The organism is Limnohabitans sp. B9-3, from assembly GCF_002778325.1.
Lineage (GTDB): Bacteria > Pseudomonadota > Gammaproteobacteria > Burkholderiales > Burkholderiaceae_C > Limnohabitans > Limnohabitans kasalickyi.
The window spans coordinates 220,765-244,666 of sequence record NZ_NESI01000006.1; the positions used below are offsets into that span (position 1 = coordinate 220,765).

Consider the following 23,902-nt stretch of genomic DNA (forward strand, 5'->3'; position numbering starts at 1 on the left):
GGGTAAGTCCGGATTATTTAGTTATCTTCCATAACCATAATTCAACCACAAAACAAAAGCAAGCTGACACAAACCCGAACGCGACACACAGGCCCCACCATGAACTCCAACCCAGACATCCACTTTGAAATGCAAGATACCGTTGCCGTGGTGCGCTTGACACGCCCCACCAAGCGCAACGCGTTGAACGACAAGTTGATCGCCTCGCTGCGTCACATCTTCGAGAACCTGCCCGCGACGGCCAAAGCTGCCGTGATTGCCGGTGACGGAGACCACTTCTGCGCAGGCCTCGACCTCAGCGACTTGCAAGAGCGCGACGCCGGCCAAGGCATGCACCACTCGCGTTCGTGGCACCACGCCTTAGAGCGTGTGCAATACGGCCCCGTGCCTGTAGTGGCGGCCTTGCACGGCGCGGTGGTGGGTGGCGGTTTGGAGTTGGCCAGCGCCTGCCACATTCGTGTGGCGGACGAGAGCACGTTTTACGCGCTGCCTGAGGGCACACGCGGTATTTTTGTGGGCGGCGGCGGCTCGGTGCGCATCCCCCGCTTGATCGGCGTGGCCCGCATGACCGACATGATGTTGACCGGCCGTGTCTACAACGCCGCAGACGGCGAGCGCGTGGGTTTGGCCCAATACTTGGAGCCCAAAGGCACGGCGTTCGCCAAAGCCATGGAGCTGGCCAAGCGCATTGGCGAAAACGCCCCGCTCACGAACTATGCCCTGATGAACGTGCTGCCACGCATTGCCGAGCAGCCTGCGGACCAAGGCTTCATCACCGAATCCATGATTTCGGCCATCGCCCAATCGGCGCCCGAAGCCAAACAACGCGTGCGTGACTTCTTGGAGGGTCGTGCAGCCAAGGTGCAGCAAGCATGAGCGCCCCCAAATTCCGCGACATGACCTTTGGGGTCACCCGCGTCACGATGCGGGAGGGCGAACAAGGCATCCGTTACATGGCGGCTGACCAAGAGATCGCGCCTTACGCACACCGTTTGACCGACCGTTTGGTGCATTGGAGCCAAGAGGCCCCCACCCGCACTTTGTTTGCACGCCGTCAAAAACAAGCCGATGGCAGCACCGGTGACTGGCGTCACGTCAGCTACGCCGAGGCACTACAGGCCGCACGTCGTATTGGCCAAGGCTTGCTCAACCGTGGTTTGAACGCCGAGCGCCCCGTGGTCATCCTGTCTGAAAACAGCTTGGAACACGCGCTGTTGGCGCTGGGCTGTATTTACGCGGGCGTGCCTTTCTGCCCCGCATCGCCGGCCTATTCGACCATCAGCCAAGACTACGACAAGCTGCGCCACATCTTGACCACGCTCACACCGGGCTTGGTGTTCGCCTCAGACGCCGCGCGGTATGGCAAAGCCATTCAAGCGACGGTCGGTTCAGACGTGGAAGTGGTGTTGCACGAAGGCCAGCTTGACGGCCGCGCCGTGACGATGTTTGACGACTTAGCCGCCACCGAAGCCACACCCGCCGTGGACGCGGCCATGGAAGCCACAGGCCCCGACACCATCGCCAAGTTTTTGTTCACCTCGGGCTCCACCAAAATGCCCAAGGCCGTCATCAACACGCAACGCATGTGGTGCGCCAACCAGCAACAAATGGCGCAATCCATGCCCGTGCTGGCCGACGCCCCGCCCGTGCTGGTGGACTGGCTGCCTTGGAACCACACCTTTGGTGGCAACCACAACTTTGGCTTGACCATTTACAACGGCGGCACGCTCTACATCGACGACGGCAAACCCACGCCCGCCATGATGGCCGAGACCTTGCGTAACTTGCGCGAAATCTCGCCCACCGTGTACTTCAACGTGCCCACGGGCTTTGAAGCCATTGCCCACGCCATGAAGACCGACGACGCCTTGCGCGCCAGCTTGCTCAAACGCGTGCGCATGTTCTTCTACGCCGGTGCGGCTTTGGCGCAACCCATTTGGGACAGCCTGTTCGAGAGCCAAGAACGCGAAGTCGGCGAACGCATCGTGATGAGCACGGGCCTTGGCATGACCGAGTCGGGCCCCTTTGCCATCTTCGTCACCAGCCCCAACGTGAAAGCGGGCGACTTGGGCGTGCCTACCCCTGGCATGGAGCTCAAACTTGTGCCCAACAGCGACAAGGTGGAGGTGCGCTACAAAGGCCCCAACATCACCCCCGGCTACTGGCGCGCCCCCGAAGAAACCCAAGAAGCGTTTGACGAAGAAGGCTTCTTCTGCACCGGCGACGCCGTGAAATGGATTGACGAAACCGATGTGCACCAAGGCCTGAAGTTTGACGGCCGCATTGCCGAAGACTTCAAACTCGCCACCGGCACGTTTGTGAGCGTGGGTCCCTTGCGCGGCAAGATCATTGCGGCAGGTGCGCCCTATATCCAAGACGCGGTCATCACCGGCTTGAACCGCAAAGAAGTGGGCGCGATGATTTTCCCCACCGCTGCCGTGCGTGGCTTGAGCGGCTTAGGCCCCGAGGCCTCGCTGGCCGAGGTGTTGGCCAGCGCCCCCGTGGTGGCGCATTTTCAAGCCGTGCTCAACCATTTGAGCGAGACGGCCACGGGCAGCGCCTCGCGCATTGCGCGCGCCGTGTTGCTGAGCGAGCCGCCATCGATTGACAAAGGCGAAGTCACCGACAAAGGCTCCATCAACCAACGCGCCGTGCTCAAACACCGCGATGCGCTGGTGCAAGCCCTGCACGACGGCGTTGCGCCCCACACCTTGCTGCCTCATTGAACTCGCCGCTTTGAACTCACCACTTTTAGGACACCCCCATGCAAATTCAAGGACAAACCGCCCTCGTCACCGGCGCTGCTTCAGGCCTCGGTGAAGCCACCGCACGCGAACTGGCACGTTTAGGTGCCAAAGTGGCCGTGCTCGACGTGAACGCTGCCTTGGCCCAAACCGTGGCCGACAGCCTCAACGCGCAACATGGCGCGGGCACAGCCGTGGCCTGCGCGTGCGACATCACCAACACCGACAGCGTGCAAGCCGCCTTAGATGCAGCCCAAGCCGCCTTGGGCCCCGCTCGCATTTTGATGAACATTGCCGGCATCGGCACCGCCAAGCGCGTGGTCGGCAAAGACGGCAATGCCGCTCCCTTGGAAGACTTCGCCCGCGTGGTCAACGTCAACTTGATTGGGTCCTACAACATCAGCCGCTTGTTTGCCGCCGAATGCGCCAAACTCGCCCCCGGTGAAGACGGCGCGCGCGGCGTGATGATGTTCACCGCCTCGGTCGCCGCCTTTGATGGCCAAGTGGGGCAACAGGCTTACAGCGCCTCCAAAGGCGGCTTGGTCGGCATGACGCTGCCCATGGCGCGTGACTTGGCACAACACGGCATTCGCGTGTGCACCGTGGCACCCGGCTTGTTTGCCACGCCCTTGATGCGAACCCTGCCTGAGCCCGTGCAGCAGTCTTTGGCCGCATCCATTCCATTCCCATCGCGTTTGGGCAAGCCCGAAGAGTTTGCCGAACTGGCCTGCCACATCGTCACCAACAACCACCTGAACGGCGAAGTCATTCGCTTGGATGGTGCGTTGCGCATGGCCCCACGCTAAAGCGAACACGACATCACATGACACCGATCTCAGTGCCTCGCGCCAGCCACATCACCTTGGCCTGCACCTTGAGTGCCACGCTGATCGCGGGCTGTAGTGGCCTGCCTTGGCAAGCCGCTAGCCCCATGCAACAGCTCACGCCCGCGGTCGGCGCCAGCTTGCAAAACTGCGACGCTTTGCCGCAGCAATTCAACTTCGCGCGCACTCAGATCGACAGCAGCGCTCGCGTGGCAGCCGGTGTGATGAAGCAAGGCAACCAACCCCTGCCCGAACACTGCCGCGTAGCTGGCCAAATGAACAAGCGCAAAGGCAGCGATGGCCGCGACTACGCCATTGGCTTTGAAATGCGTTTGCCTCAACAGTGGAATGGTCGTTTTTATTACCAAGGCAACGGCGGGCTCGACGGCTCGGTGCAACCCGCTTTGGGTGCATTGGGCGGCGGGCCCATCACGGGCGCGCTGATGCAAGGATTTGCCGTGATCAGCTCGGACGCTGGTCACACGGGCCCCCAAACACCCTACTTTGGCATGGAACCCCAAGCTCGACTCGACTACGGCTACCAAGCCGTCGCCAGCCTCACGCCCATGGCCAAAGCGTTGATTCAAACCGCCTATGGCAAAGCGCCCGACCGTTCCTACATCGGCGGTTGCTCCAACGGTGGACGCCACACTTTGGTGGCAGCCTCTCGTTTGGGCGACCAGTACGACGGCTACTTGGCCGGTGCCCCTGGTTACCGCTTGCCCAATGCCGCCTTGGCCCAACTCTGGGGCGCACAGCAATGGCAAACCCTGGCCACGCCAGGCGCCACCGTCAAACACCCCATGAACCCGAATGGCAGCTTGGTCGATTTAGAGAGCGCCTTCACGGCGACCGAACGTCAAATGGTGGGCCGCCGCATCTTGGACGTGTGTGATGCCCTCGACGGCGCGCATGACGGTTTGGTGCAAAACACCCAAGCCTGCCAAAGCAGCTTTGATTTGCAACGTGACGTCAAAACCTGCACCGCCACTCGCGACGGCAGTTGCTTGACGGCCGAACAAAAACAAGTGGTGGCCCGTGTGTTTGCGGGCGGCACCACCGCTGACGGTCAGCCCATTTACGCCAGCTTCCCCTACGACACAGGCGTCGCAGGTGGGAATTGGGCGATGTGGAAATTTGTCAATGCGTTGGCGCTCGACCCGCTGGCCGTGGGCGCAGTTTTCAGCAGCCCGCCTGATCGCGTGGACCCGTTGAAGATCGACATCAACGCACGCCCAGCGCTGTTCAACGCGACCAACGCCACCTACACCGAATCGGGTATGAGTTTGATGACGCCCCCCGGTCACAACAACCCCTCTAACCTCACGCCGCTGCGTGAGCGCGGCGCGAAGATGATGATCTACCACGGCGTGAGCGACCCGATTTTCTCGGCCGACGACTCGCGTCAGTGGTGGTTGCGCGTCAACCAGACACAAGACGGCAAAGCGGCTGACTTTGCACGCTACTTCCCCGTGCCAGGCATGCTCCACTGCAGCGGTGGTGCAGCCACTGACCAATTTGATTTGCTGACGCCCTTGGTCCAATGGGTGGAACAAGGTATTGCGCCACAAGCCACCATCGCCCAAGTCCGCAACGAAGCGGCCGGCAACTCCGAACTGCCCAAGTCATGGGCCGCCAAGCGCTCACGCCCGTTGTGCGCTTACCCCACCACCGCGCGCTACAAAGGCTCGGGCTCTCTCGAAGAAGCCTCGAACTTTGCGTGCCACTGATTTTTTCAACCGTTTCATTCCACGATTTTTAACAGGAGACAAACCATGAGCAATCGCCGTCAATTCATCCAAACCGCCCTCGCCCCTGTGGCACTGGGTGCCCTCGCACCGTTCAGCGCCTTTGCGCAAAGCGGTGCCTTGCCGCTTGAACTGGTCAAAATCGTCAACGGCTTCCCCGCCGGTGGCAGCGCCGACGTGACCAGCCGCCGAATTGGCGACAAACTGGGCAACAGCAGCTACACCAAGAACGGTGCCGTGGTTGAAAACAAAACCGGTGCTGCCGGCCGCATCGCCGTGGAAACGGTGAAAGCCGCCCCTGCCGACGGCTCCGTGCTGTTGTTGACGCCCTACTCCATGATGGCGATTTACCCGCACATCTACAGCAAGCTGAGCTACGACCCCTTCAAAGACCTCGTGCCTGTGGCCATGGGCTCCATGTTGTCACACGGTTTGGCCGTGGGCCCCATGGTGCCCGCCAGCGTGAAAAACGTGAAAGACTACTTGGCTTGGGCCAAAGCCAACCCCAACGACGCCAGCTACGGCTCACCCGCTGCCGGTTCGACCCCTCACTTCTTGGGTGCGTTGCTCGGCTTGAACAACAACGTCGACCTCAAACACATCCCTTACCGTGGCTCGGTGCCCGGCATTGCCGACGTGATTGGCGGTCAATTGGCCTCCATGATCACGCCCCACGGCGACTTCATCGCCAACCACAAAGCGGGCAAGCTGCGCATCATCGCCACGTCGGGCCGCACACGCTCACCGTTTGTGCCTGAAGTGGCGACCTTCGCAGAACAAGGCTTCACGGACTTGGTCGTCGAAGAATGGTTCGGCTTCTACGCTCCCGCCAAAACTCCCGCCAACGTGATCGCAGCGGCCAACGCTGCCATCAACGTGGCCCTGAAGGACAAAGTGGTCATCGACAGCTTGGCCTTGTCTGGCATGGTGCCCGTAGGCGGCTCGGCCGAAGACATGGCGCGCGACATGAAGAAGCAGTACGACGTGTGGGGCCCCATCGTCAAACGCATCGGCTTCACGGCTGAATCCTGATCGACCCTGCGGAGCTGAGCACATGACTTACCAACCCCGTCTTGAAGACATCCAATTCATCTTGGAGAAGGTGCTTCATGTGCCGCAACGCATCGCAGAAATGCCTGCGTTCGCCGAGGTCGATGCCGACCTTATGAACCAGGTGCTGGAAGAAGCCGGCAAATTTGTGGGCGAGCAAATCGCCCCCCTCAACCGCGTCGGCGATGAAGTCGGCGCACATATTCAAGACGGGGTGGTCACCATGCCACCCGGTTTCAAAGCGGCGTACCAAGCGTTTTGGCAGTCCGGCTGGGCCTCGCTGAGCACCGCCACCGAAGACGGCGGCCAAGCCTTGCCTGCCGTGCTGGAAAGCGTGTTGTACGAATGGCTGTCCGCCGCCAACCAAGGTTGGAGCATGGCCCCTGGCTTGCTGCACGGTGCCTATGAATGCATCAAGCACCATGCCAGCGCTGAGCTTAAAGCGCAATATTTGACGAAGGTGGGCACCGGCGAATGGCTGGCCACCATGTGTTTGACCGAGCCCCACGCGGGCAGCGATTTAGGCCTGGCCAACACGCGCGCCACGCCACAAGCAGACGGCAGCTTTGCCATCCGCGGCACCAAAATTTTCATCTCGGGCGGCGAGCACGACTTGACCGACAACATCGTGCATTTGGTGTTGGCCCGCCTGCCCGACGCACCCGCTGGCCCCAAAGGCTTGTCGCTGTTTTTGGTGCCCAAGTTTTACGCCGACGGCACGCGCAGTGCGGTGCATTGCGAGCGCATCGAAGAAAAGATGGGCATCCATGGCAGCCCCACTTGCGTGATGCGCTTTGACGAAGCCCAAGGCTGGCTGATCGGCGAGGTCGGGCGCGGCCTCAACGCCATGTTCGTGATGATGAATGCGGCCCGCTTGCACGTTGCCCTGCAAGGCGTGGGTTTGCTCGACGCCGCGTGGCAAAAAGCCGACGCCTACGCCCACGAGCGCCGCCAGATGCGTGCGCCCAAACCAGCGGGTGTCAAAGGCACAGCTGCGGCTGACTTGATCATCGAACACCCCGCCATGCGCCGCATTTTGGATACACAACGCGCCTGGGTCGATGGCTCGCGCGTGCTGGCCTACAAAACAGGCTTGGCGTTGGACCAAGCCAAACATCACCCGGACGCCGCGCAGCGTGAATCAGCACAGCGCTGGTGCGCCTTGATCACACCCATCTTGAAATCGGCCTGTACAGACCAAGGCTTTCATGGCGCGAGCGACTGCTTGCAAGTCTTTGGCGGCCACGGCTATGTCAGCGAATGGGGCATTGAGCAAAACGTGCGCGACGCCCGCATCGCCATGATTTACGAGGGCACCAACGAAATTCAAGCCATTGACTTGCTGATGCGTAAAGTCTTGAGCGACGGCGGCAGCGCCCTGAACGCGTTGCTGGACGAATTGGCCCAGCCCCTGTCGGCTGCCCAACCGCACGAAGCCCAAGTGCTCGATTTGTTTGCGCAGTTGCGGGCCATCACCGCAGAGGCGGTGAAGGTCAACGGCCAGTCAGAAGGTGCCATCGCTTTAAGTTGGATCGCGGGCGACTACCTGCGTTTGGCTGCGTTGGCGTTGCTAGCTTGGAGTTGGACCCAAATTGACCAAGCCGCCACCGCACACGCCTCAGACGCTGCACGGTGGCAAGCCCCTTCCACCGCGTTGCGCGCGTGGGTGCTGCCCGAGTTCGGCATGCGCGCGGCCATGATTCGCGGACAATTCACCGCGACATGAACGACGACATCGACACCCGCTATCTCGAAACGCTGCTGGGCTACAACACCCGACGAGCCTCTCTGACCATCATCAGCCGCTTCATGGAGCGCATGGCGGTGTTCGAGTTGCGACCCGTTGATTTTTCGGTGCTGTCGCTGATTGGGCACAACCCCGGCATCACGTCTCGCCAACTGTGCAGCGTGCTCAATATCTTGCCGCCCAACTTGGTGGGGTTTCTCAAAGCCTTTGAAAAACGTCAGCTGATTGAGCGCAAACCCCACCCGACCGATGGCCGTGCGGTGGGTTTGTTCTTGACGGAATCTGGCAGTGCACTGATGCGTGAAGCCGAAGCCACAGCCGAAGTGTCTGATTTGAGTACCGCCACGAACCTGACCGCGACTGAGCGTAAGACCCTCACCCGCTTGCTCCAAAAGATTTACTTGCCCAACTGAGCCAGCGGGGCTCGTTACACTCTAAAGCTTCGATTTCTGACCCTCAAGGACTTCCCCATGATCACCACCCCTTCCGGCCTGCAATACATCGACACCGTGGAAGGCGACGGCGCTACAGCCGCTGCTGGCCAATACGTCAGCGTGCACTACACCGGCTGGCTCTACAAAGACGGCGAGCAAGGTGCCAAGTTTGACTCCAGCCGTGACCGCAACGACCCTTTTCAATTTGGTTTGGGCGCCGGCATGGTCATCAAAGGCTGGGACGAAGGCGTGCAAGGCATGAAAATCGGTGGCCAACGCACCTTGATCATTCCCGCGGAACTGGGCTACGGTGCCCGCGGCGCTGGCGGCGTGATTCCGGCCAACGCGACCCTCAAATTTGATGTGGAATTGCTCGGCATCGAATAAAGACAGCACTATCCGCGCAGCCTGCGCGGACCTGACGGGGCCCCTTGGGGCCCTGTTGCTTTTTGTAGTGGACCAACTGAGGACGTCTTTTATTTGTAAGACCCCTCTTGAAATAGGGTCTGCGGCCCCCAAGTCTGAACCATCTTTTTACGTAACTTAGCTTTCAACAAGTCTTTCAAGCATGTCTGAACCTACACACACCCTCGACGCCGCCGCACAAGAAGCCGCGCTACAAGCCGCCGCCCAAACCCTGGCGCAAGCCGCTGAGCCAGCCGCCCCAATCGACCCACTGGCCGCAGCACAAGCCGAAATCGCAGCATTGCAAGCCAAAGCAGCCGAGTTGCAAGACCAATATGTGCGCGGCCAAGCCGATGTACAAAACGCCCGTCGCCGTGCGGACGAAGAAGTCTCCAAAGCCCGCAAGTTCGCCCTCGAGAGCTTTGCCGACAGTTTGTTGCCCGTCCTCGACAGCCTCGAAGCTGGCTTGGCCGTGCAAACCGCCACCCCTGAGCAAATCCGCGAAGGCGCAGAAGCCACCTTGCGCCAACTCAAAAGCGCCATGGAGCGCAACAAGATCATCGCGATCGACCCAGCAGCGGGCGCCAAGTTTGACCCCACGCAGCACCAAGCCATCAGCGTGGTGCCGGCTGAACAAGACCCCAACACCATCGTCGCTGTGCTGCAAAAAGGCTACGTGATCGCAGAGCGCGTATTGCGCCCTGCCTTGGTCACCGTGACTGCACCGAAATAAACCACTTGAAATCTGCAGAGTTAGCCTTAACTACTGCCCATCTGAATTTTTAAAATCACTGGAGTAAGAACATGGGAAGAATCATCGGTATTGACTTAGGCACCACCAACTCGTGCGTGGCCATCATGGAAGGCAACACGACCAAAGTGATCGAGAACGCCGAAGGCGCTCGCACCACCCCGTCGATCATTGCGTATCAAGAAGACGGCGAAATCTTGGTCGGCGCTTCGGCCAAGCGCCAAGCGGTGACCAACCCACGCAACACGCTGTACGCGGTCAAGCGTTTGATCGGTCGCAAATTCAGCGAAAAAGAAGTTCAAAAAGACATCGATTTGATGCCCTACACCATTGCCAAAGCCGATAACGGCGACGCATGGGTGGAAGTGCGCGGCAACAAGTTGGCCCCGCCTCAAATCAGCGCTGAAATTCTGCGCAAGATGAAGAAAACTGCCGAAGACTACCTCGGCGAAGAAGTGACTGAAGCCGTCATCACGGTGCCCGCTTACTTCAACGACGCACAGCGTCAAGCCACCAAAGATGCAGGCCGCATCGCAGGCTTGGACGTCAAGCGCATCATCAACGAACCCACCGCAGCGGCGTTGGCGTTCGGCTTGGACAAAACCGAAAAAGGCGATCGCAAGATTGCTGTGTATGACTTGGGTGGCGGCACGTTCGACGTGTCCATCATCGAAATCGCCGACGTCGATGGCGAAAAACAATTCGAAGTGTTGTCCACCAACGGCGATACGTTTTTGGGCGGCGAAGACTTCGACCAACGCATCATCGACTTCATCATCTCCGAGTTCAAGAAAGAATCTGGCGTTGATTTGTCCAAAGACGTGTTGGCCTTGCAGCGCCTGAAAGAAGCCGCTGAAAAAGCCAAGATCGAGTTGTCATCGGCCACCTCGACCGACATCAACTTGCCCTACATCACGGCTGACGCCTCAGGCCCTAAGCACTTGAACATCAAACTCAACCGCGCCAAGTTGGAGCAGTTGGTGGAAGAGTTGGTTGAGCGCACCATCGCCCCTTGCCGCATGGCCATCAAAGACGCCGGCGTGTCAGTCAGCGACATTGACGACGTGATCTTGGTCGGCGGTATGAGCCGTATGCCCAAGGTGCAAGAGAAGGTCAAAGAGTTCTTCGGTCAAGAGCCTCGTCGTGACGTGAACCCTGACGAAGCCGTGGCCGTGGGCGCTGCGATTCAAGGCCAAGTGTTGTCAGGCGACCGTACCGACGTGTTGTTGCTCGACGTGACCCCGCTGTCTTTGGGCATCGAAACCCTGGGCGGCGTGATGACCAAGATGATCGTCAAGAACACGACCATCCCCACGAAGTTTGCACAAACCTTCTCCACCGCCGACGACAACCAACCTGCCGTGACCATCAAGGTCTACCAAGGCGAGCGCGAAATGGCTGCTGGCAACAAGAGCTTGGGTGAGTTCAACCTCGAAGGCATCGCGCCTGCAGCACGCGGTACCCCACAAATTGAAGTGTCGTTTGACATTGACGCCAACGGCATCTTGCACGTGGGCGCCAAAGACAAAGCCACCGGCAAAGAAAACAAGATCACGATCAAGGCCAACTCTGGCTTGTCAGAAGACGAGATTCAACAAATGGTGAAAGACGCCGAGTTGAACGCCGCTGAAGACAAGAAGAAACTCGAAATCGTGCAGTCGCGCAACCAAGCTGATGCCGCTGTTCACAGCGTGAAGAAGAGCTTGGGCGAGCACGGCGACAAACTCGATGCGGGCGAAAAAGAAGCCATCGAAGCTGCGATCAAAGACGTCGAAGAAGCACTGAAAGGCGAAGACAAAGCCGACATCGATGCCAAGACCGAAACCTTGATGACTGCCTCGCAAAAGTTGGGTGAAAAAGTCTACGCCGACATGCAAGCCGCACAAGCGGCAGGTGGCGCAGCCGCAGGCCCTGAAGCCAAACCAGCCGACGACAACGTGGTCGACGCTGAAGTGAAAGAAGTCAAAAAAGGCTAAACCCTTTTCCGCTTTCTGAGCTGATTTCGCCGCGTTTCGCCTGCAAAGGTGAACACGCGGCGAAGTCTTGATCAAGCCCCACAAAAACGGCACTGCCCACACCATGTCCAAACGCGATTTTTATGAAGTTCTCGGCCTTGCCAAAGGCGCGAGCGACGACGAGATCAAAAAGGCTTATCGCAAACTCGCGATGAAGCACCACCCCGACCGCAACCAAGGCGAAAAGGCCAAGGAAGCCGAGGCGATGTTCAAAGAGGTCAAAGAGGCTTACGAGATGTTGTCCGATCCGCAAAAGCGCGCGGCCTACGACCAGTACGGCCATGCAGGCGTCGATCCCAATATGCGCGGCGGCCCTGGCGGTGGCGATTTTGGCGGTGGTTTTGGTGAAGCGTTTGGCGACATCTTTGGTGACATCTTCGGTCAGCAACGCAGGGGCGGCGGTGGCGGTCGTCAGGTCTACCGCGGCAACGACCTGAGCTACGCCATGGAAATCACGCTGGAAGAAGCGGCCAACGGCAAAGACGCGCAACTCAAGATTCCCGGCTGGGACGCGTGCGAGACCTGTGATGGCAGCGGCGCCAAGCCTGGCACCTCGGTCAAAACTTGCTCGACCTGTCACGGCAGCGGCCAAGTGCAAATGCGCCAAGGCTTTTTCAGCGTGCAGCAAACCTGCCCACACTGCCGAGGCTCAGGCAAGGTCATTCCCGACCCATGCACCATGTGTCATGGCCAAGGCAAGATCAAAAAGCAGAAAACACTGGAAGTCAAAATCCCAGCTGGCATTGATGACGGCATGCGCATTCGCAGCACGGGCAACGGTGAGCCTGGCACCAATGGCGGGCCACCCGGTGATTTGTTTATCGAGATTCGCGTCAAGAAACACGACATCTTCGAGCGCGATGGCGACGACCTGCATTGCTCCGTTCCGATCAGCTTCACCACAGCGGCGTTGGGCGGCGAGATCAGCGTGCCGACCCTGGCGGGCGAGGCGGCCATTGACATTCCTGAAGGCACCCAAAACGACAAACAATTCCGTTTGCGCGGCAAGGGCCTGAAAGGCATTCGCTCCAGCTTCCCCGGCGATTTGTACTGCCACATTTCAGTGGAGACGCCGATCAAACTGACCGAGCACCAACGCAAATTGCTCAAAGAGCTGGATGAATCGCTGAAAAAAGGGGGCACGAAACACTCTCCCGCTGAAGGCGGTTGGGCTGACAAGCTGAAGCGGTTTTTCAGCTAAGAATCGACGCTCTTAAAGGCGCATACTTGAAGCATGAGCGTCAACATCACCTTTTTGGGCGGAGCCGGCACAGTCACCGGCTCTAAGTATTTGGTCACCCATGAAGGCCAGCGCCTGCTGGTCGATTGCGGTTTGTTTCAGGGCTACAAACAGCTGCGTTTGCGCAACTGGGACCCAGCGCCTTTTGCCGCCGCTGACATCGATGCGGTGCTGTTGACACATGCGCACCTTGACCACAGCGGCTACTTGCCCTTGCTGGTCAAACAAGGCTTCAAGGGGCGTGTTTACGCCACGCCGGCCACCTGCGATTTGTGTGGCATTTTGTTGCCCGACAGCGGCCACATTCAAGAAGAAGACGCGGCCTTCGCCAATCGCAAAGGCTATTCCAAACACGCCCCCGCCCTGCCGCTTTACGGCAAGCACGACGCATTGGTGAGCCTGAATGCGTTGCATGCACAACAGATCGGCAAAACCTTCTCCCCCCTCCCCGGCTGGCAGGTCACGTTTTCATCAGCGGGCCACATTTTGGGTGCAGCCAGTGCCTTGGTGGAAGTGGCGGGCCGACGCATTTTGTTCAGCGGCGATTTGGGCCGTCCCGACGACATGCTGATGAATGCCCCCGACCTGCCGCCAGATGCAGACACGGTGCTGATCGAATCCACCTATGGCAACCGCGAACATCCCAAGGAGGATGTGTTGGCCGAGTTAGGCCCGGCACTTCAGCGCGTGGCAGCACGCGGCGGTGTGGCTGTGGTTCCCGTGTTTGCCGTGGGCCGAGCGCAGGCCATTTTGTATGCGATTGCGCAGCTCAAGGCCAAGGGTGACATACCACATGGCCTACCCATCTTTTTAGACAGCCCCATGGCCGTGCACACCAGTGAGCTCTACCAACGCCACCCCGATGCACACAAACTCGACGATGAGGGTTTGCGCGCGCTCAAGCATGTGGCCACGATGATCGAGACGCCTGAAGCGTCCAAGGCGCTGGCCAAGCGGCACGGGCCCATGGTCATCTTGGCAGCTAGCGGCATGGCCACCGGCGGACGGGTGCTGCACCATTTGGAGCACTACCTGCCCGATCACCGCAACATGGTCATCCTGACGGGCTACCAAGCGCCGGGCACACGCGGTGCCACATTGGCAGAAGGCAGCGCTTGGGTACGCATGCATGGACGAGACATTGAGGTCAATGCCGAAGTGGTGCAACTGCAATCCTCGTCGGCGCACGCGGATGCCACGCAACTGGTGGACTGGCTCAAACACATGAAAAACGCCCCTAGTCAGGTTTATGTGGTGCACGGCGAAGCGGCTGCGGCCGACGCTTTGCGACAACGCATTGAGAGAGAATTGCAATGGCGCGCTGTGGTCCCCGAGCACGGCAGCACTTGGCCCACCTGAACACCGCACAAAGGCGCGAGACAATGCGCACCATGTTTTTAGATAAGCCGCGTCGTCCGACACGTTCTGCCCTTCGTTTGGTTTTACTGGCCAGCGTGTGGTTAGCCACGTTGGGCAACCTCGCGCTGTGGCGCACTCTGCACAACCTACCCGATCTCACCGGCTGGCATGGCGCGCTCTTTGGTGTTGCCTTTGCGCTCATCATCGCCAGCGCCTTGGCCGCTCTTTTGGCGCTGGTGGCTTGGCGCTGGACACTCAAACCCGCCATCAGTTTGTTGCTTTTATTGGCGGCTTTCGCAACGTCGTACATGCTGATGTACGGCATCGTGGTGGACACCCCGATGGTGATCAACGTGTTCCAAACCGACCCACGTGAAGCGCGCGACCAACTCAGTTGGCGCTTGGGGGTGACGGTGCTCTTGCTGGCCGTATTACCCATGGTCTGGCTGTGGCGCCAACCCATGTCTGTTGCACCTTTGGGCAAGCAAGTGCTGCGTAATCTGTTGTTGTTGATCGCAGCAATGACCGTGACCTTGGGCACGACACAGCTTGTCTTTCAAGACTTTGCCTCACTCATGCGCAACCACACCCAACTGCGCTACCAAATTAACCCGCTCAACAGTGTGTACGCGTTGCTGGATTTGACGGTCATCCCTAGCGATCGACCCAACGGCCCACCTCAACCGTTGGGAGAGGATGCTCTCATCACACCACGCGCAGGTGCCACGCAGCACCCACCGCTGCTGCTGTTTGTTTTAGGTGAAACCGCGCGCAGCGCCAATTTTTCTCTCAATGGCTACAACCGGCTCACCAACCCGCTGTTGGCTCAAGAAAACGTCACCAGCTTCACCCAGGTGATGTCGTGCGGCACCAGCACGGCCGCATCGGTGCCTTGCATGTTTTCGCATTTGGGCCGAGAGGGCTTTGCCAAGCGCAGCCATGATTTTGAAAACTGGTTAGACGTGTTGCAACGCGCTGGCTACGCCGTGTTGTGGATAGACAACCAATCAGGCTGTAAAGGCCAATGCGATCGCATTGCCAACGTCAACACGTCTGAACTCAAACTCCCTGACCACTGCGAAAACGGCGAGTGTCGCGACACCGTGATGCTGACGCAGTTGGACCAAGAACTGGCCAAGCTCCCCGCTGAGCGCATGGCGCGCGGCACCGTGGTGGTGATGCACCAAATGGGCAGCCATGGGCCCGCGTATTTCAAACGCACACCTGCTGCTTTCAAACCCTTCGTTCCCGAATGCACCGACACCTCGCTGTCGCAATGCAGCCAGGCGCAAGTGGTCAACGCCTATGACAACACCTTGCTCTTCACTGACTACTTTTTGTCACGCACGATTCATTGGCTGAAGGACAAAGAAAAAACCGCCGCAACCGCACTGTTCTACGTGGCCGACCACGGCGAGTCCTTGGGTGAAAACAATTTGTACTTGCACGGCTTGCCCTACGCCGTAGCACCAGCAGAACAAAAACAAGTGCCCCTCATCACTTGGCTGTCACCCACGTTTGAAACGCAAAGCCGCATCAAAACCAGCTGCTTGCAAAAGCAACGCGACCGCGCCTTGTCGCACGACCACTTGTTTCATTCGGTTTTAGGGTTGATGGCGGTGAAGACTGAGGTCTATCAGCCAAAGCTGGATTTGTTTGCTGACTGCGCGAACAACCGCTGAGCTTATAAAAAGCGGTCCAGCAGCTTGCGGGTGTGGCGGTCGAGTGCTGGCAAATCGCGGATCAAAAATTGCACGCCGTGGGCATCGGCCACGATCAAGGTGTTGGTGCTCAAACGGCGAATGTCCTCCTCGCCCTTCAACACAAACTCGGTTGGGCCACGGCTAGTCTGCACACGCCAAACGCTGGGCGTTGAAAAGCTGTTCACCCCGTCCAAGCGCAAGATTTCGGGCATGAACTCTCGGCTTTGCAAAGCCTGCGACACGACCGCGCGTTGCGCTTCAGACAAATCGCTCAGACGCTCAATCCAAGCCAGTTCTTTGCCCTCGGCACTCAGGATAGAGATGGCTTGATCGGGCGTTGCAATCGGGAAAGCACGGGCTACCACGGCGCCCACATGCCGCGAGCCATCGGCCAAGGTGACCACCAATTTGCCGAAGGGGTCAAAAGCCAAAGTGAAGGCCAAAGTCAACGGGGCACTCATTCAGATTCCTTCGTCGAAGCACGCGCTACCGCGCCTTCACCATTTTTAGCTTGGGCTTCATACAGTCTGAAGTAAGCACCTTGACGCGCCATCAACGTCTCGTGATTGCCTTCTTCCACCACCACGCCTTGCTCCATCACCACCAAACGGTCTGCTTTGTTGAGGGTGGACAAACGGTGGGCAATGGCAATCGTGGTGCGGCCTTGCACCAAGTTGTCCAAGGCCTTTTGAATTTCTTGCTCTGTTTCGGTATCCACCGAGGCGGTGGCTTCGTCCAAGATGAGGATGCGTGGGTTGATCAGCAAAGCACGCGCAATCGAGATGCGTTGACGTTCGCCGCCCGACAGGCCTTGACCGCGTTCGCCAACCAGCGAGTCATACCCCTGGGGCAAACGCAAGATGAACTCATGCGCATGGGCTGCACGGGCGGCCGACACGATTTCCTCGCGTGTGGCATCGGGCTTGCCGTAAGCAATGTTGTCTGCAATCGTGCCAAAGAACAAGAATGGCTCTTGCAGCACCATGCCAATGTGACTGCGGAAATCAGACAAGGCAATGTTGCGGATGTCGATGCCATCGACCTTGATGGCGCCTTCGCTCACGTCGTAAAAACGGCAAATCAGGTTAACCAAGGTGCTCTTACCCGAGCCGCTTTGGCCGACCAAACCGATCATTTCGCCAGGGCGAATGTCCAGGTTCATACCGCGGATGACAGCACGGTTGCCATAACGAAAGCCTGCGTCTTGAATCTCGATGCGTCCTTGCAAAGGAACGGGCAGTTGCTGCGGGTTCTTGGTTTCGGGCACGCTAGACACGTGGTCCAAAATTTCAAAAATACGCTTGGCACCAGCGGCCGCCTTCTGCGTGTGCGACACGATGCGGCTCATGGAGTCAAGACGCGTGTAGAAGCGGCCGATGTACGCTAAGAACGCGGTCAGCACACCTACGGTGATTTGGTGGTGAGACACCAACCAAATGCCAAAGCCCCAGACCACCAGCAAACCCACCTCGGTCATGAGCGTGACGGTGGGCGAAAACAGCGACCATACAAAGTTGATGCGGTCGTTCACCGCCAAGTTGTGCTTGTTGGCATCGCGAAAGCGGTTGGCTTCGCGGCGCTCTTGGGCAAACGCTTTGACCACGCGGATGCCAGGAATGGTGTCGGCCAGCACGTTGGTCAGTTCGGACCACACACGGTCAATCTTCTCGAAGCCAGTGCGCAGCTTGTCACGCACGGTGTGGATCAACCACACGATGAAAGGCAGAGGCAGCAAGGTGGCCGCGGCCAAGCGCGGGTCGATACTGATCAAGATGCCGGCGGTCATCAAGATCATCAGCACGTCGGTGGCGAAGTCCAGCAAGTGGAGCGATAAAAACACACAAATGCGGTCGGTCTCGGCGCCAATACGGTTCATCAAATCGCCCGTGCGGCGTCCGCCAAAGTACTCCAGCGACAAACGCATGAGGTGCTCGTAGGCCGTGGTACGCAAATCCGCGCCAATACGCTCAGAGACCAAGGCCAAGATGTAGGTTTTGGCCCAGCCCAAGCCCCACGCCAAGGCGGCAGCGCCCAACAGGCCACCCAAATACATCATGACCAAGTCTTCGTCGATGTGTTTGCCGTTTTGGAACGGAATCAACACATCGTCCATCAAAGGCATGGTCAGGTAGGGCGGCACCAAGGTAGCTGCGGTCGAAGCCAAGGTCAATAAAAAACCTGCGAACAAACGCCAACGGTAAGGCTGGGCAAAGCGCCACAAACGAAACAGCCCCCACGTGGACAAGGGCGCATGTTGCTCCCGGCTGCAAACGGGGCAGGCATCACCCGCTGTCTCAAGCGGTAGCTTGCATTGCGGGCAACGCGCTTGCGCCATGGCGGCCAAGGATTTACCGTGGGTCAGCACCTCAATGCGGTCTGCAAACACTTCTTGCAAACGCATGGCCTGCACGTTGTGCGTGAGGGTGAAGCGCCAGCTCGCCAAACGTTGCTTGGCATTCACCAAGGCCAAGGTGCCAACACCCGCATAGTCGGCATGTTGCATCACGCCATCCGCCACCAACGGCCAAGAGGACCAGACGAGCTCTGGGCCATTTCTCTGGGCAGAAAGCACCCGCTGGTCTGTCACAATCAATAGCCCCGATGCGAACTGCAATTGGGCATCTAAGTCAACCTCCAAGCAAGCTAGAACGTTTTCTTGTGAAGAGAGTTGAGCTAGCGCTGGCGTCACCCAAACAGGGGGCAACAAAACGCTGGCAGAAGCCGAAAGAGAAGAATTCATTCTTTTAATAGTTTCCGCACAAAAAAGCAGGAGCCTGGAACTTGTTGCACCCAACATCGCATACCAAAGATTGTATCGCCCGACCTTGGGCTGACCGGCTTTTGACACGCAGCGCGGTTTGAGTTCCCCCCTAGCCTACCCACATCAAAACATGGCATTCAAAGACATTCAAATTCTGCGCATGAACTACTTGCGTGGACCCAACATCTGGACCTACCGCCCCATCATCGAGGCGCTGATTGATTTGGGTGAGATGGAAGACCACCCCTCCAACAAAATTGAAGGATTCAACGACCGCCTCAACGCTTGGTTGCCTGGCTTGGTTGAGCACCACTGCGGGGTCGGTCATCGCGGCGGCTTTCTGACCCGTTTGGTAGGCGGCACCTGGATGGGCCACATCATGGAGCATGTCTCCATCGAACTGCAATTATTGGCCGGTGCACGCGCAGAGTTTGGCAAAGCCCGCGAGATCAGCAAACGCGGCATTTACAAAGTGGTGTTTCGCACCGAGCACGAAGAGCTGGGTCGCGAAAGCTTTTTAGCGGCCCGTGAGATTGTGATGTCGGCGGCCAACAACCAGCCTTACGACATCACCGCCACCATCAACCGCCTCAAAGGCATTGCTGACAAGCGCTGTCTGGGCCCCAGCACCGCCTGCATCGTGGACGCAGCGGTAGAACGCAAAACCCCGTTCATTCGCTTGACAGAAGGCAATTTGGTGCAATTAGGTTACGGCTCGCGTCAACGTCGCATTTGGACGGCTGAAACAGACCGCACCAGCGCCATCGCTGAGAGCATCTCCAGCGACAAAGACTTGACCAAGCGCTTGCTAACCCAATGCGGCATTCCCGTGCCAGAAGGCCAAGTGGTCAAGACATCGGACGAAGCTTGGGCTGCCGCGCAAGACATTGGACTGCCCGTTGTTGTGAAACCGCTGGACGGCAACCGCGGCTGGGGCGTGTCCTTGGACGTGAACACCGAAGAAGGCGTACGCAACGCGTGGGCGGCCGCCGACAAAGAAGGCAGCGGCGTCTTGATCGAACGCTATGTGCGCGGCGATGAACACCGTGTGCTGGTGGTGGGCGACCGCGTGGTGGCCGCCACCCGTGGCGAAACAGCCTGCGTCACCGGCGACGGCCAATCGACTGTGGAGCAACTGATTGAACTGCAAATCAACTCTGACCCACGACGCGGCGAAGCTGAAGGTTTCCCACTGGATTTGATTCGCTTGCACACCGCACGCGGGGAAATGTCGCTGCTTGAAATTCAACGCCAAGGCCTAGAGCCCACCAGCGTGCCTGCGAAAGACCGCATCGTGGTGGTGCAGCGCAATGGCAACTTGAACAACGATGTGACCGACTTGGTTCACCCCGACGTCGCGGCAGTGGCCACACTCGCCGCCCGCGTGGTGGGCTTGGACATTGCCGGCATTGACATCGTCACCCAAGACATCTCGCGCTCGCTGGAAGAAACCCAAGGCGCCATCATCGAAGTCAACGCAGGCCCAGGCTTGTTGATGCACGTCAAACCTGCCGTGGGTCAACCTCGCCCCGTGGGCAAAGCCATCGTCGAGCATTTGTTTGGTGCCAATGAATCCGGCCGAATTCCAGTGGTGGGGGTGGTGGGCACACAACAAGTCACCGAGTTGTCGCAATTGATAGCTTGGTTGCTGCATTTGTCTGGCAAACGCACTGGCTTGGCTTGCCAAGACGGCCTCTATATGGACCAACAGCATTTGGGCAAAAAAGATGCGCGAGGTTTTGAGTTTTCAGAGCGCTTGTTGATCAACCGTGCACTGGATGCTGCCGTGTTCGAAACTTCTCCTTCGCACATCCTCAATGAAGGCTTGGCTTACGACCGCTGTTTGGTCGGTGTGGTCACCAACATGCCTGAGACCAATGACGCGCTGATTCAACAGCACGACATCCAAACGCCAGAGCAAATGCGCACCGTCATTCGCACCCAAATCGACTTGGTGCTGCCTGAAGGCGCAGCGGTGCTCAATGCCGACGAAGAAGCAGTCGTGGGCCTGGCTGAATTGAGCGATGGCGAAGTGGTGTATTACGCCAAAGACCACAGCAATACCACCGTCACGGCACACCGACAGCAAGGCGGACGCGCGGTGTATTGCAAAGAAGGGCATGTCACCTTGGCCCGTGGCGATCAAGAAACCCAACTTTTCCATCTCGATTTGGAACTCATCGCACGCTTACTCCAAGGTGGATTGCACATCTCCACCTTGTTGGCAGCTGTAGCGGCAGCTTGGTCGCTCGACATTGCACCGTTGCTCATTCGCGCCGGTTTGAAGAACTTCGGTCAAAACAAATCACATGTGGTCAAAGCCGCTGATAGAAAGATTGCGTAATGGAAGTCTCTCGCACCCGAGCCCTGCGTGGGCCTAATCTCTGGACCCGTCACACAGCCGTTGAAGCCATGGTTCGCTGTGACGCTGCTGAAATCGATTTGAGCCAACTGCCCGAGTTTGAGGGTCGTTTGCGCAATCTGTTTCCTGGGGTCGGCAGCCTCCGTCCTACTGGCAAAGATGTCAAGCTCAGCATGGCGCACGCGCTAGAGGCCGCGACCTTACATTTGCAAATTGAAGCGGGTTGCCCCGTCACGTTCAGCCGCACCAACCTCACCACAGACGAAGGCTTGTTTCAGGTAGCGGTGGAATACACCGAAGAGGATGTGGGGTGTTTGGCGTTGAAGCTGGCGGCTGAACTGTGTGATGCCGCTTTTCACAACACCACGTTTGATGTCGACGCCGCAGTTGATCAACTCCGCAACTTGGACGAAGACATTCGTTTGGGGCCCTCCACGGGGTCCATCGTGGATGCCGCCGTGACCCGAGGTATTCCCTACCGCCGCTTGACGGAAGGCAGTTTGGTGCAACTGGGTTGGGGCAGCAAACAACGCCGTATCCAAGCCGCAGAGATTGACTCCACCAGCGCGATAGCTGAGTCCATCGCGCAAGACAAAGAACTCACCAAAAAGCTGCTGCATGCAGCCGGTGTGCCAGTGCCTTTGGGCCGTCCCGTTCACAGCGCTGAAGATGCCTGGGCCGCAGCACAAGAAATCGGCTTGCCTGTGGTGGTGAAGCCGCGTGACGGCAACCAAGGCAAGGGCATCTCCGTGAACGTCTCCACGGAAGATGGCGTTAAAAGCGCCTACACCACCGCGGTGTCCTTCCGCAATGAAGTGTTGGTCGAGCGTTTCCTTCAAGGCAGCGATTACCGCTTGTTGGTGGTGGGCAGCAAGCTGGTTGCTGCCGCACGTCGCGAACCGCCCTTGGTGATAGGCAACGGCAAGAACACCGTGCGCGAGCTGGTCGATATCGTCAACGCAGACCCGCGCCGTGGCGAAGGCCATGCCACCTCGCTGACCAAAATTCGCTTTGACGACATCGCCATCGCACGCCTCAAAGAACAAGGTTTTGAAGCCACATCGGTGCCCGCCAAAGGTGCACGCGTAATTCTGCGTAACAACGCCAACCTGTCCACTGGCGGCACGGCGACAGACGTGACGGACGATGTGCACACGGAGGTGGCATTGCGTGCCATCGCAGCAGCCCAAATGGTCGGCCTCGATATTTGTGGTGTGGACGTGGTGTGCGAGTCGGTGCTTCGCCCGATGGAAGAGCAAGGCGGAGGCGTGGTCGAAGTCAACGCAGCGCCCGGCCTTCGTATGCACTTGAGCCCGTCATTTGGCAAGGGCCGCGACGTGGGTGAAGCCGTCATCTCCACCATGTTCCCTGATGGTGACGATGGCCGAATTCCCGTCATTGCGGTGACCGGCACCAACGGCAAAACCACCACCGTGCGACTCACCTCTCACCTGCTGCGTGCCAACGGCTTGCGCGTGGGCATGACCAACACCGATGGCGTGTATGTCAATGGCCGTCAAACCGACAGCGGCGACTGCAGTGGCCCCCGCAGCGCACGCAATGTGCTGATGCACCCCGACGTCGACGCTGCCGTGCTAGAGACGGCACGCGGCGGCATGCTGCGCGAAGGCTTGGCCTTTGACCGATGCCAGGTGGCGGTGGTCACCAACATTGGCATGGGAGACCACCTGGGCTTGAACTACATCTCCACCGTCGAGGACTTGGCGGTGTTGAAACGCGTCATCGTGCAAAACGTCGCGCCGACAGGCACTGCCGTCTTGAACGCCACCGACCCCATCGTCGCCGCCATGGCCAACAGTTGCCCTGGCCAAGTGACGTTCTTTGGCTTAGATGCACACCACCCCATCATCGCCACGCACCGCGCACAGGGCAAACGCGTGCTGTTTGTGGAAGATGATCAAATCATCTGCATGCAAGGCAACCACTCGGTTCGTATTCCTTTGTCAGAGATTCCGGTGACACGCAGCGGCGCGATTGGCTTTCAAATCGAAAACGCCATGGCCTCCATCGGTGCAGCATGGGCCGTCGGCATACCTTGGACCACCATTTGCAAAGGCCTCGCCACCTTTGTCAGCGACAGCAACGCCGTGCCCGGACGCTTCAACGTGTTCGACTACAAAGGTGCCACCGTCATTGCCGACTACGGCCACAACCCCGACGCCATCAAAGCCTTGGTGCAAGCCGTCACCAACCTGCCCGCCCAGCGACGCAGTGTGGTCATCAGTGGCGCAGGAGACCGCCGCGACGAAGACATACGCGAACAAACTCGCCTCATTGGTGAAGCCTTTGACGACGTGGTGCTCTACCAAGACGCCTGCCAACGTGGCCGTGTGGATGGAGAAGTGCTCAAGCTGTTGCGTCAAGGCTTGGATGGCGCCAAGCGCACCACGCACATCGACGAGATCCATGGCGAATTCTTGGCCATCGACCGAGCCATGGAGCGCTTGCAACAAGGTGATTTGTGCCTGATCTTGATTGACCAAGTCGAAGAAGCCTTGGCGCACATCACTCAACGCGTGAACTCGGCAGCATTAGCTGGCTAAGTTTTCTTGTTTGCACCTGCGAAAAAGCCACTCAAATGAGTGGCTTTTTTGCTGGTACGCGTGCTTCTCTCGCTGATGCTGGTTGCCCAAAAATCCGAAGCCAAGGCGATCAGCCAGTGGCGGGGGCGGCGACGTTAAGAGCGAAGCGAAGGAGTCGCCCCCGCCACTGGCTGATCGCCTTAGCGGAGCGCAAGA

Annotated in this window: 17 protein-coding genes; 15 read left to right on the forward strand and 2 right to left on the reverse strand. The window is 58.8% G+C overall.

The window, feature by feature from the left end; genetic code table 11:
• Positions 1 to 99: 99 nt before the first annotated feature.
• The 13 genes from B9Z42_RS11255 to B9Z42_RS11315 all read left to right on the forward strand — a co-directional run bounded on the left by B9Z42_RS11255 (position 100) and on the right by B9Z42_RS11315 (position 15,999).
• Positions 100 to 876 (forward strand): crotonase/enoyl-CoA hydratase family protein, encoded by a 777-nt coding sequence (locus tag B9Z42_RS11255; protein WP_100133486.1) that lies wholly within the window; start codon positions 100 to 102, stop codon positions 874 to 876.
• Positions 873 to 2,726: a feruloyl-CoA synthase gene (locus tag B9Z42_RS11260; protein WP_100133487.1), complete on the forward strand. Its 1,854-nt coding sequence runs from the start codon at positions 873 to 875 to the stop codon at positions 2,724 to 2,726. The genes B9Z42_RS11255 and B9Z42_RS11260 overlap by 4 nt, the downstream gene beginning before the upstream one ends.
• 38 nt (positions 2,727 to 2,764) lie before the next feature.
• Positions 2,765 to 3,550 (forward strand): SDR family NAD(P)-dependent oxidoreductase, encoded by a 786-nt coding sequence (locus B9Z42_RS11265; protein WP_100133488.1) that lies wholly within the window; start codon positions 2,765 to 2,767, stop codon positions 3,548 to 3,550.
• Positions 3,551 to 3,567: 17 nt separating this feature from the next.
• On the forward strand, positions 3,568 to 5,298 hold the full coding sequence (locus tag B9Z42_RS11270; RefSeq protein ID WP_100133489.1) for a tannase/feruloyl esterase family alpha/beta hydrolase: 1,731 nt from the start codon (positions 3,568 to 3,570) through the stop codon (positions 5,296 to 5,298).
• Positions 5,299 to 5,343: 45 nt separating this feature from the next.
• The gene (locus B9Z42_RS11275; RefSeq protein WP_100133490.1) at positions 5,344 to 6,348 is read left to right on the forward strand and encodes a Bug family tripartite tricarboxylate transporter substrate binding protein; all 1,005 of its coding nucleotides are present in this window, start codon (positions 5,344 to 5,346) and stop codon (positions 6,346 to 6,348) included.
• 22 nt (positions 6,349 to 6,370) lie between these two features.
• Positions 6,371 to 8,092, forward strand: a complete 1,722-nt coding sequence (locus tag B9Z42_RS11280) for an acyl-CoA dehydrogenase family protein (RefSeq protein ID WP_100133491.1) — start codon at positions 6,371 to 6,373, stop codon at positions 8,090 to 8,092.
• Complete coding sequence (locus tag B9Z42_RS11285; protein ID WP_100133492.1) at positions 8,089 to 8,526, forward strand: MarR family winged helix-turn-helix transcriptional regulator; 438 nt, start codon at positions 8,089 to 8,091, stop codon at positions 8,524 to 8,526. Before B9Z42_RS11280 ends, B9Z42_RS11285 begins: the two co-directional genes overlap by 4 nt.
• Before the next feature lie 57 nt (positions 8,527 to 8,583).
• Positions 8,584 to 8,934 carry an FKBP-type peptidyl-prolyl cis-trans isomerase gene (locus B9Z42_RS11290; protein WP_100133493.1) on the forward strand — a complete coding sequence of 117 codons (351 nt, stop codon included), beginning with the start codon at positions 8,584 to 8,586 and terminating at the stop codon, positions 8,932 to 8,934.
• A 181-nt stretch (positions 8,935 to 9,115) separates the two neighbouring features.
• On the forward strand, positions 9,116 to 9,685 hold the full coding sequence (grpE, locus tag B9Z42_RS11295) for a nucleotide exchange factor GrpE (RefSeq protein ID WP_100133494.1): 570 nt from the start codon (positions 9,116 to 9,118) through the stop codon (positions 9,683 to 9,685).
• A 71-nt stretch (positions 9,686 to 9,756) separates the two neighbouring features.
• Positions 9,757 to 11,679 (forward strand): molecular chaperone DnaK, encoded by a 1,923-nt coding sequence (dnaK, locus tag B9Z42_RS11300; protein ID WP_100133495.1) that lies wholly within the window; start codon positions 9,757 to 9,759, stop codon positions 11,677 to 11,679.
• Between the two features lie 103 nt (positions 11,680 to 11,782).
• Positions 11,783 to 12,919 (forward strand): molecular chaperone DnaJ, encoded by a 1,137-nt coding sequence (gene dnaJ / locus B9Z42_RS11305; protein ID WP_100133515.1) that lies wholly within the window; start codon positions 11,783 to 11,785, stop codon positions 12,917 to 12,919.
• Positions 12,920 to 12,952: 33 nt separating this feature from the next.
• Positions 12,953 to 14,317 carry an MBL fold metallo-hydrolase RNA specificity domain-containing protein gene (locus tag B9Z42_RS11310; RefSeq protein WP_100133496.1) on the forward strand — a complete coding sequence of 455 codons (1,365 nt, stop codon included), beginning with the start codon at positions 12,953 to 12,955 and terminating at the stop codon, positions 14,315 to 14,317.
• A 32-nt stretch (positions 14,318 to 14,349) separates the two neighbouring features.
• Positions 14,350 to 15,999, forward strand: a complete 1,650-nt coding sequence (locus tag B9Z42_RS11315) for a phosphoethanolamine transferase (protein ID WP_100133516.1) — start codon at positions 14,350 to 14,352, stop codon at positions 15,997 to 15,999.
• Positions 16,000 to 16,001: 2 nt separating this feature from the next.
• Here the strand turns inward: B9Z42_RS11315 and B9Z42_RS11320 are convergent, their stop codons facing one another.
• Entirely contained in the window at positions 16,002 to 16,481 is a 480-nt protein-coding gene (locus B9Z42_RS11320) for a DUF1854 domain-containing protein (RefSeq protein ID WP_100133497.1), read from the reverse strand.
• Positions 16,478 to 18,760 carry an ABC transporter ATP-binding protein gene (locus B9Z42_RS11325; protein WP_100133498.1) on the reverse strand — a complete coding sequence of 761 codons (2,283 nt, stop codon included), beginning with the start codon at positions 18,758 to 18,760 and terminating at the stop codon, positions 16,478 to 16,480. The genes B9Z42_RS11320 and B9Z42_RS11325 overlap by 4 nt, the downstream gene beginning before the upstream one ends.
• Positions 18,761 to 18,878: 118 nt before the next feature.
• Here B9Z42_RS11325 and cphA (B9Z42_RS11330) point away from each other — a divergent pair, with 118 nt between their 5' ends.
• Positions 18,879 to 21,125: a cyanophycin synthetase gene (gene cphA / locus B9Z42_RS11330; RefSeq protein ID WP_233203618.1), complete on the forward strand. Its 2,247-nt coding sequence runs from the start codon at positions 18,879 to 18,881 to the stop codon at positions 21,123 to 21,125.
• Complete coding sequence (cphA, locus tag B9Z42_RS11335; protein WP_100133500.1) at positions 21,125 to 23,707, forward strand: cyanophycin synthetase; 2,583 nt, start codon at positions 21,125 to 21,127, stop codon at positions 23,705 to 23,707. The genes cphA (B9Z42_RS11330) and cphA (B9Z42_RS11335) overlap by 1 nt, the downstream gene beginning before the upstream one ends.
• Positions 23,708 to 23,902: the final 195 nt, after the last annotated feature.

What these genes read in the sequence shown, in the direction of transcription:
- B9Z42_RS11290 (WP_100133493.1), top strand. Translation starts at nt 8,584, where the DNA reads ATGATCACCACCCCTTCCGGCCTGCAATACATCGACACCGTGGAAGGC.
- cphA (WP_100133500.1), top strand. Translation starts at nt 21,125, where the DNA reads ATGGAAGTCTCTCGCACCCGAGCCCTGCGTGGGCCTAATCTCTGGACC.
- dnaK (WP_100133495.1), top strand. Translation starts at nt 9,757, where the DNA reads ATGGGAAGAATCATCGGTATTGACTTAGGCACCACCAACTCGTGCGTG.
- B9Z42_RS11310 (WP_100133496.1), top strand. Translation starts at nt 12,953, where the DNA reads ATGAGCGTCAACATCACCTTTTTGGGCGGAGCCGGCACAGTCACCGGC.
- B9Z42_RS11325 (WP_100133498.1), bottom strand. Translation starts at nt 18,760, where the DNA reads ATGAATTCTTCTCTTTCGGCTTCTGCCAGCGTTTTGTTGCCCCCTGTT.
- B9Z42_RS11280 (WP_100133491.1), top strand. Translation starts at nt 6,371, where the DNA reads ATGACTTACCAACCCCGTCTTGAAGACATCCAATTCATCTTGGAGAAG.
- B9Z42_RS11275 (WP_100133490.1), top strand. Translation starts at nt 5,344, where the DNA reads ATGAGCAATCGCCGTCAATTCATCCAAACCGCCCTCGCCCCTGTGGCA.
- B9Z42_RS11320 (WP_100133497.1), bottom strand. Translation starts at nt 16,481, where the DNA reads ATGAGTGCCCCGTTGACTTTGGCCTTCACTTTGGCTTTTGACCCCTTC.
- B9Z42_RS11255 (WP_100133486.1), top strand. Translation starts at nt 100, where the DNA reads ATGAACTCCAACCCAGACATCCACTTTGAAATGCAAGATACCGTTGCC.
- grpE (WP_100133494.1), top strand. Translation starts at nt 9,116, where the DNA reads ATGTCTGAACCTACACACACCCTCGACGCCGCCGCACAAGAAGCCGCG.
- B9Z42_RS11260 (WP_100133487.1), top strand. Translation starts at nt 873, where the DNA reads ATGAGCGCCCCCAAATTCCGCGACATGACCTTTGGGGTCACCCGCGTC.
- B9Z42_RS11285 (WP_100133492.1), top strand. Translation starts at nt 8,089, where the DNA reads ATGAACGACGACATCGACACCCGCTATCTCGAAACGCTGCTGGGCTAC.
- B9Z42_RS11315 (WP_100133516.1), top strand. Translation starts at nt 14,350, where the DNA reads ATGTTTTTAGATAAGCCGCGTCGTCCGACACGTTCTGCCCTTCGTTTG.
- B9Z42_RS11270 (WP_100133489.1), top strand. Translation starts at nt 3,568, where the DNA reads ATGACACCGATCTCAGTGCCTCGCGCCAGCCACATCACCTTGGCCTGC.
- B9Z42_RS11265 (WP_100133488.1), top strand. Translation starts at nt 2,765, where the DNA reads ATGCAAATTCAAGGACAAACCGCCCTCGTCACCGGCGCTGCTTCAGGC.
- dnaJ (WP_100133515.1), top strand. Translation starts at nt 11,783, where the DNA reads ATGTCCAAACGCGATTTTTATGAAGTTCTCGGCCTTGCCAAAGGCGCG.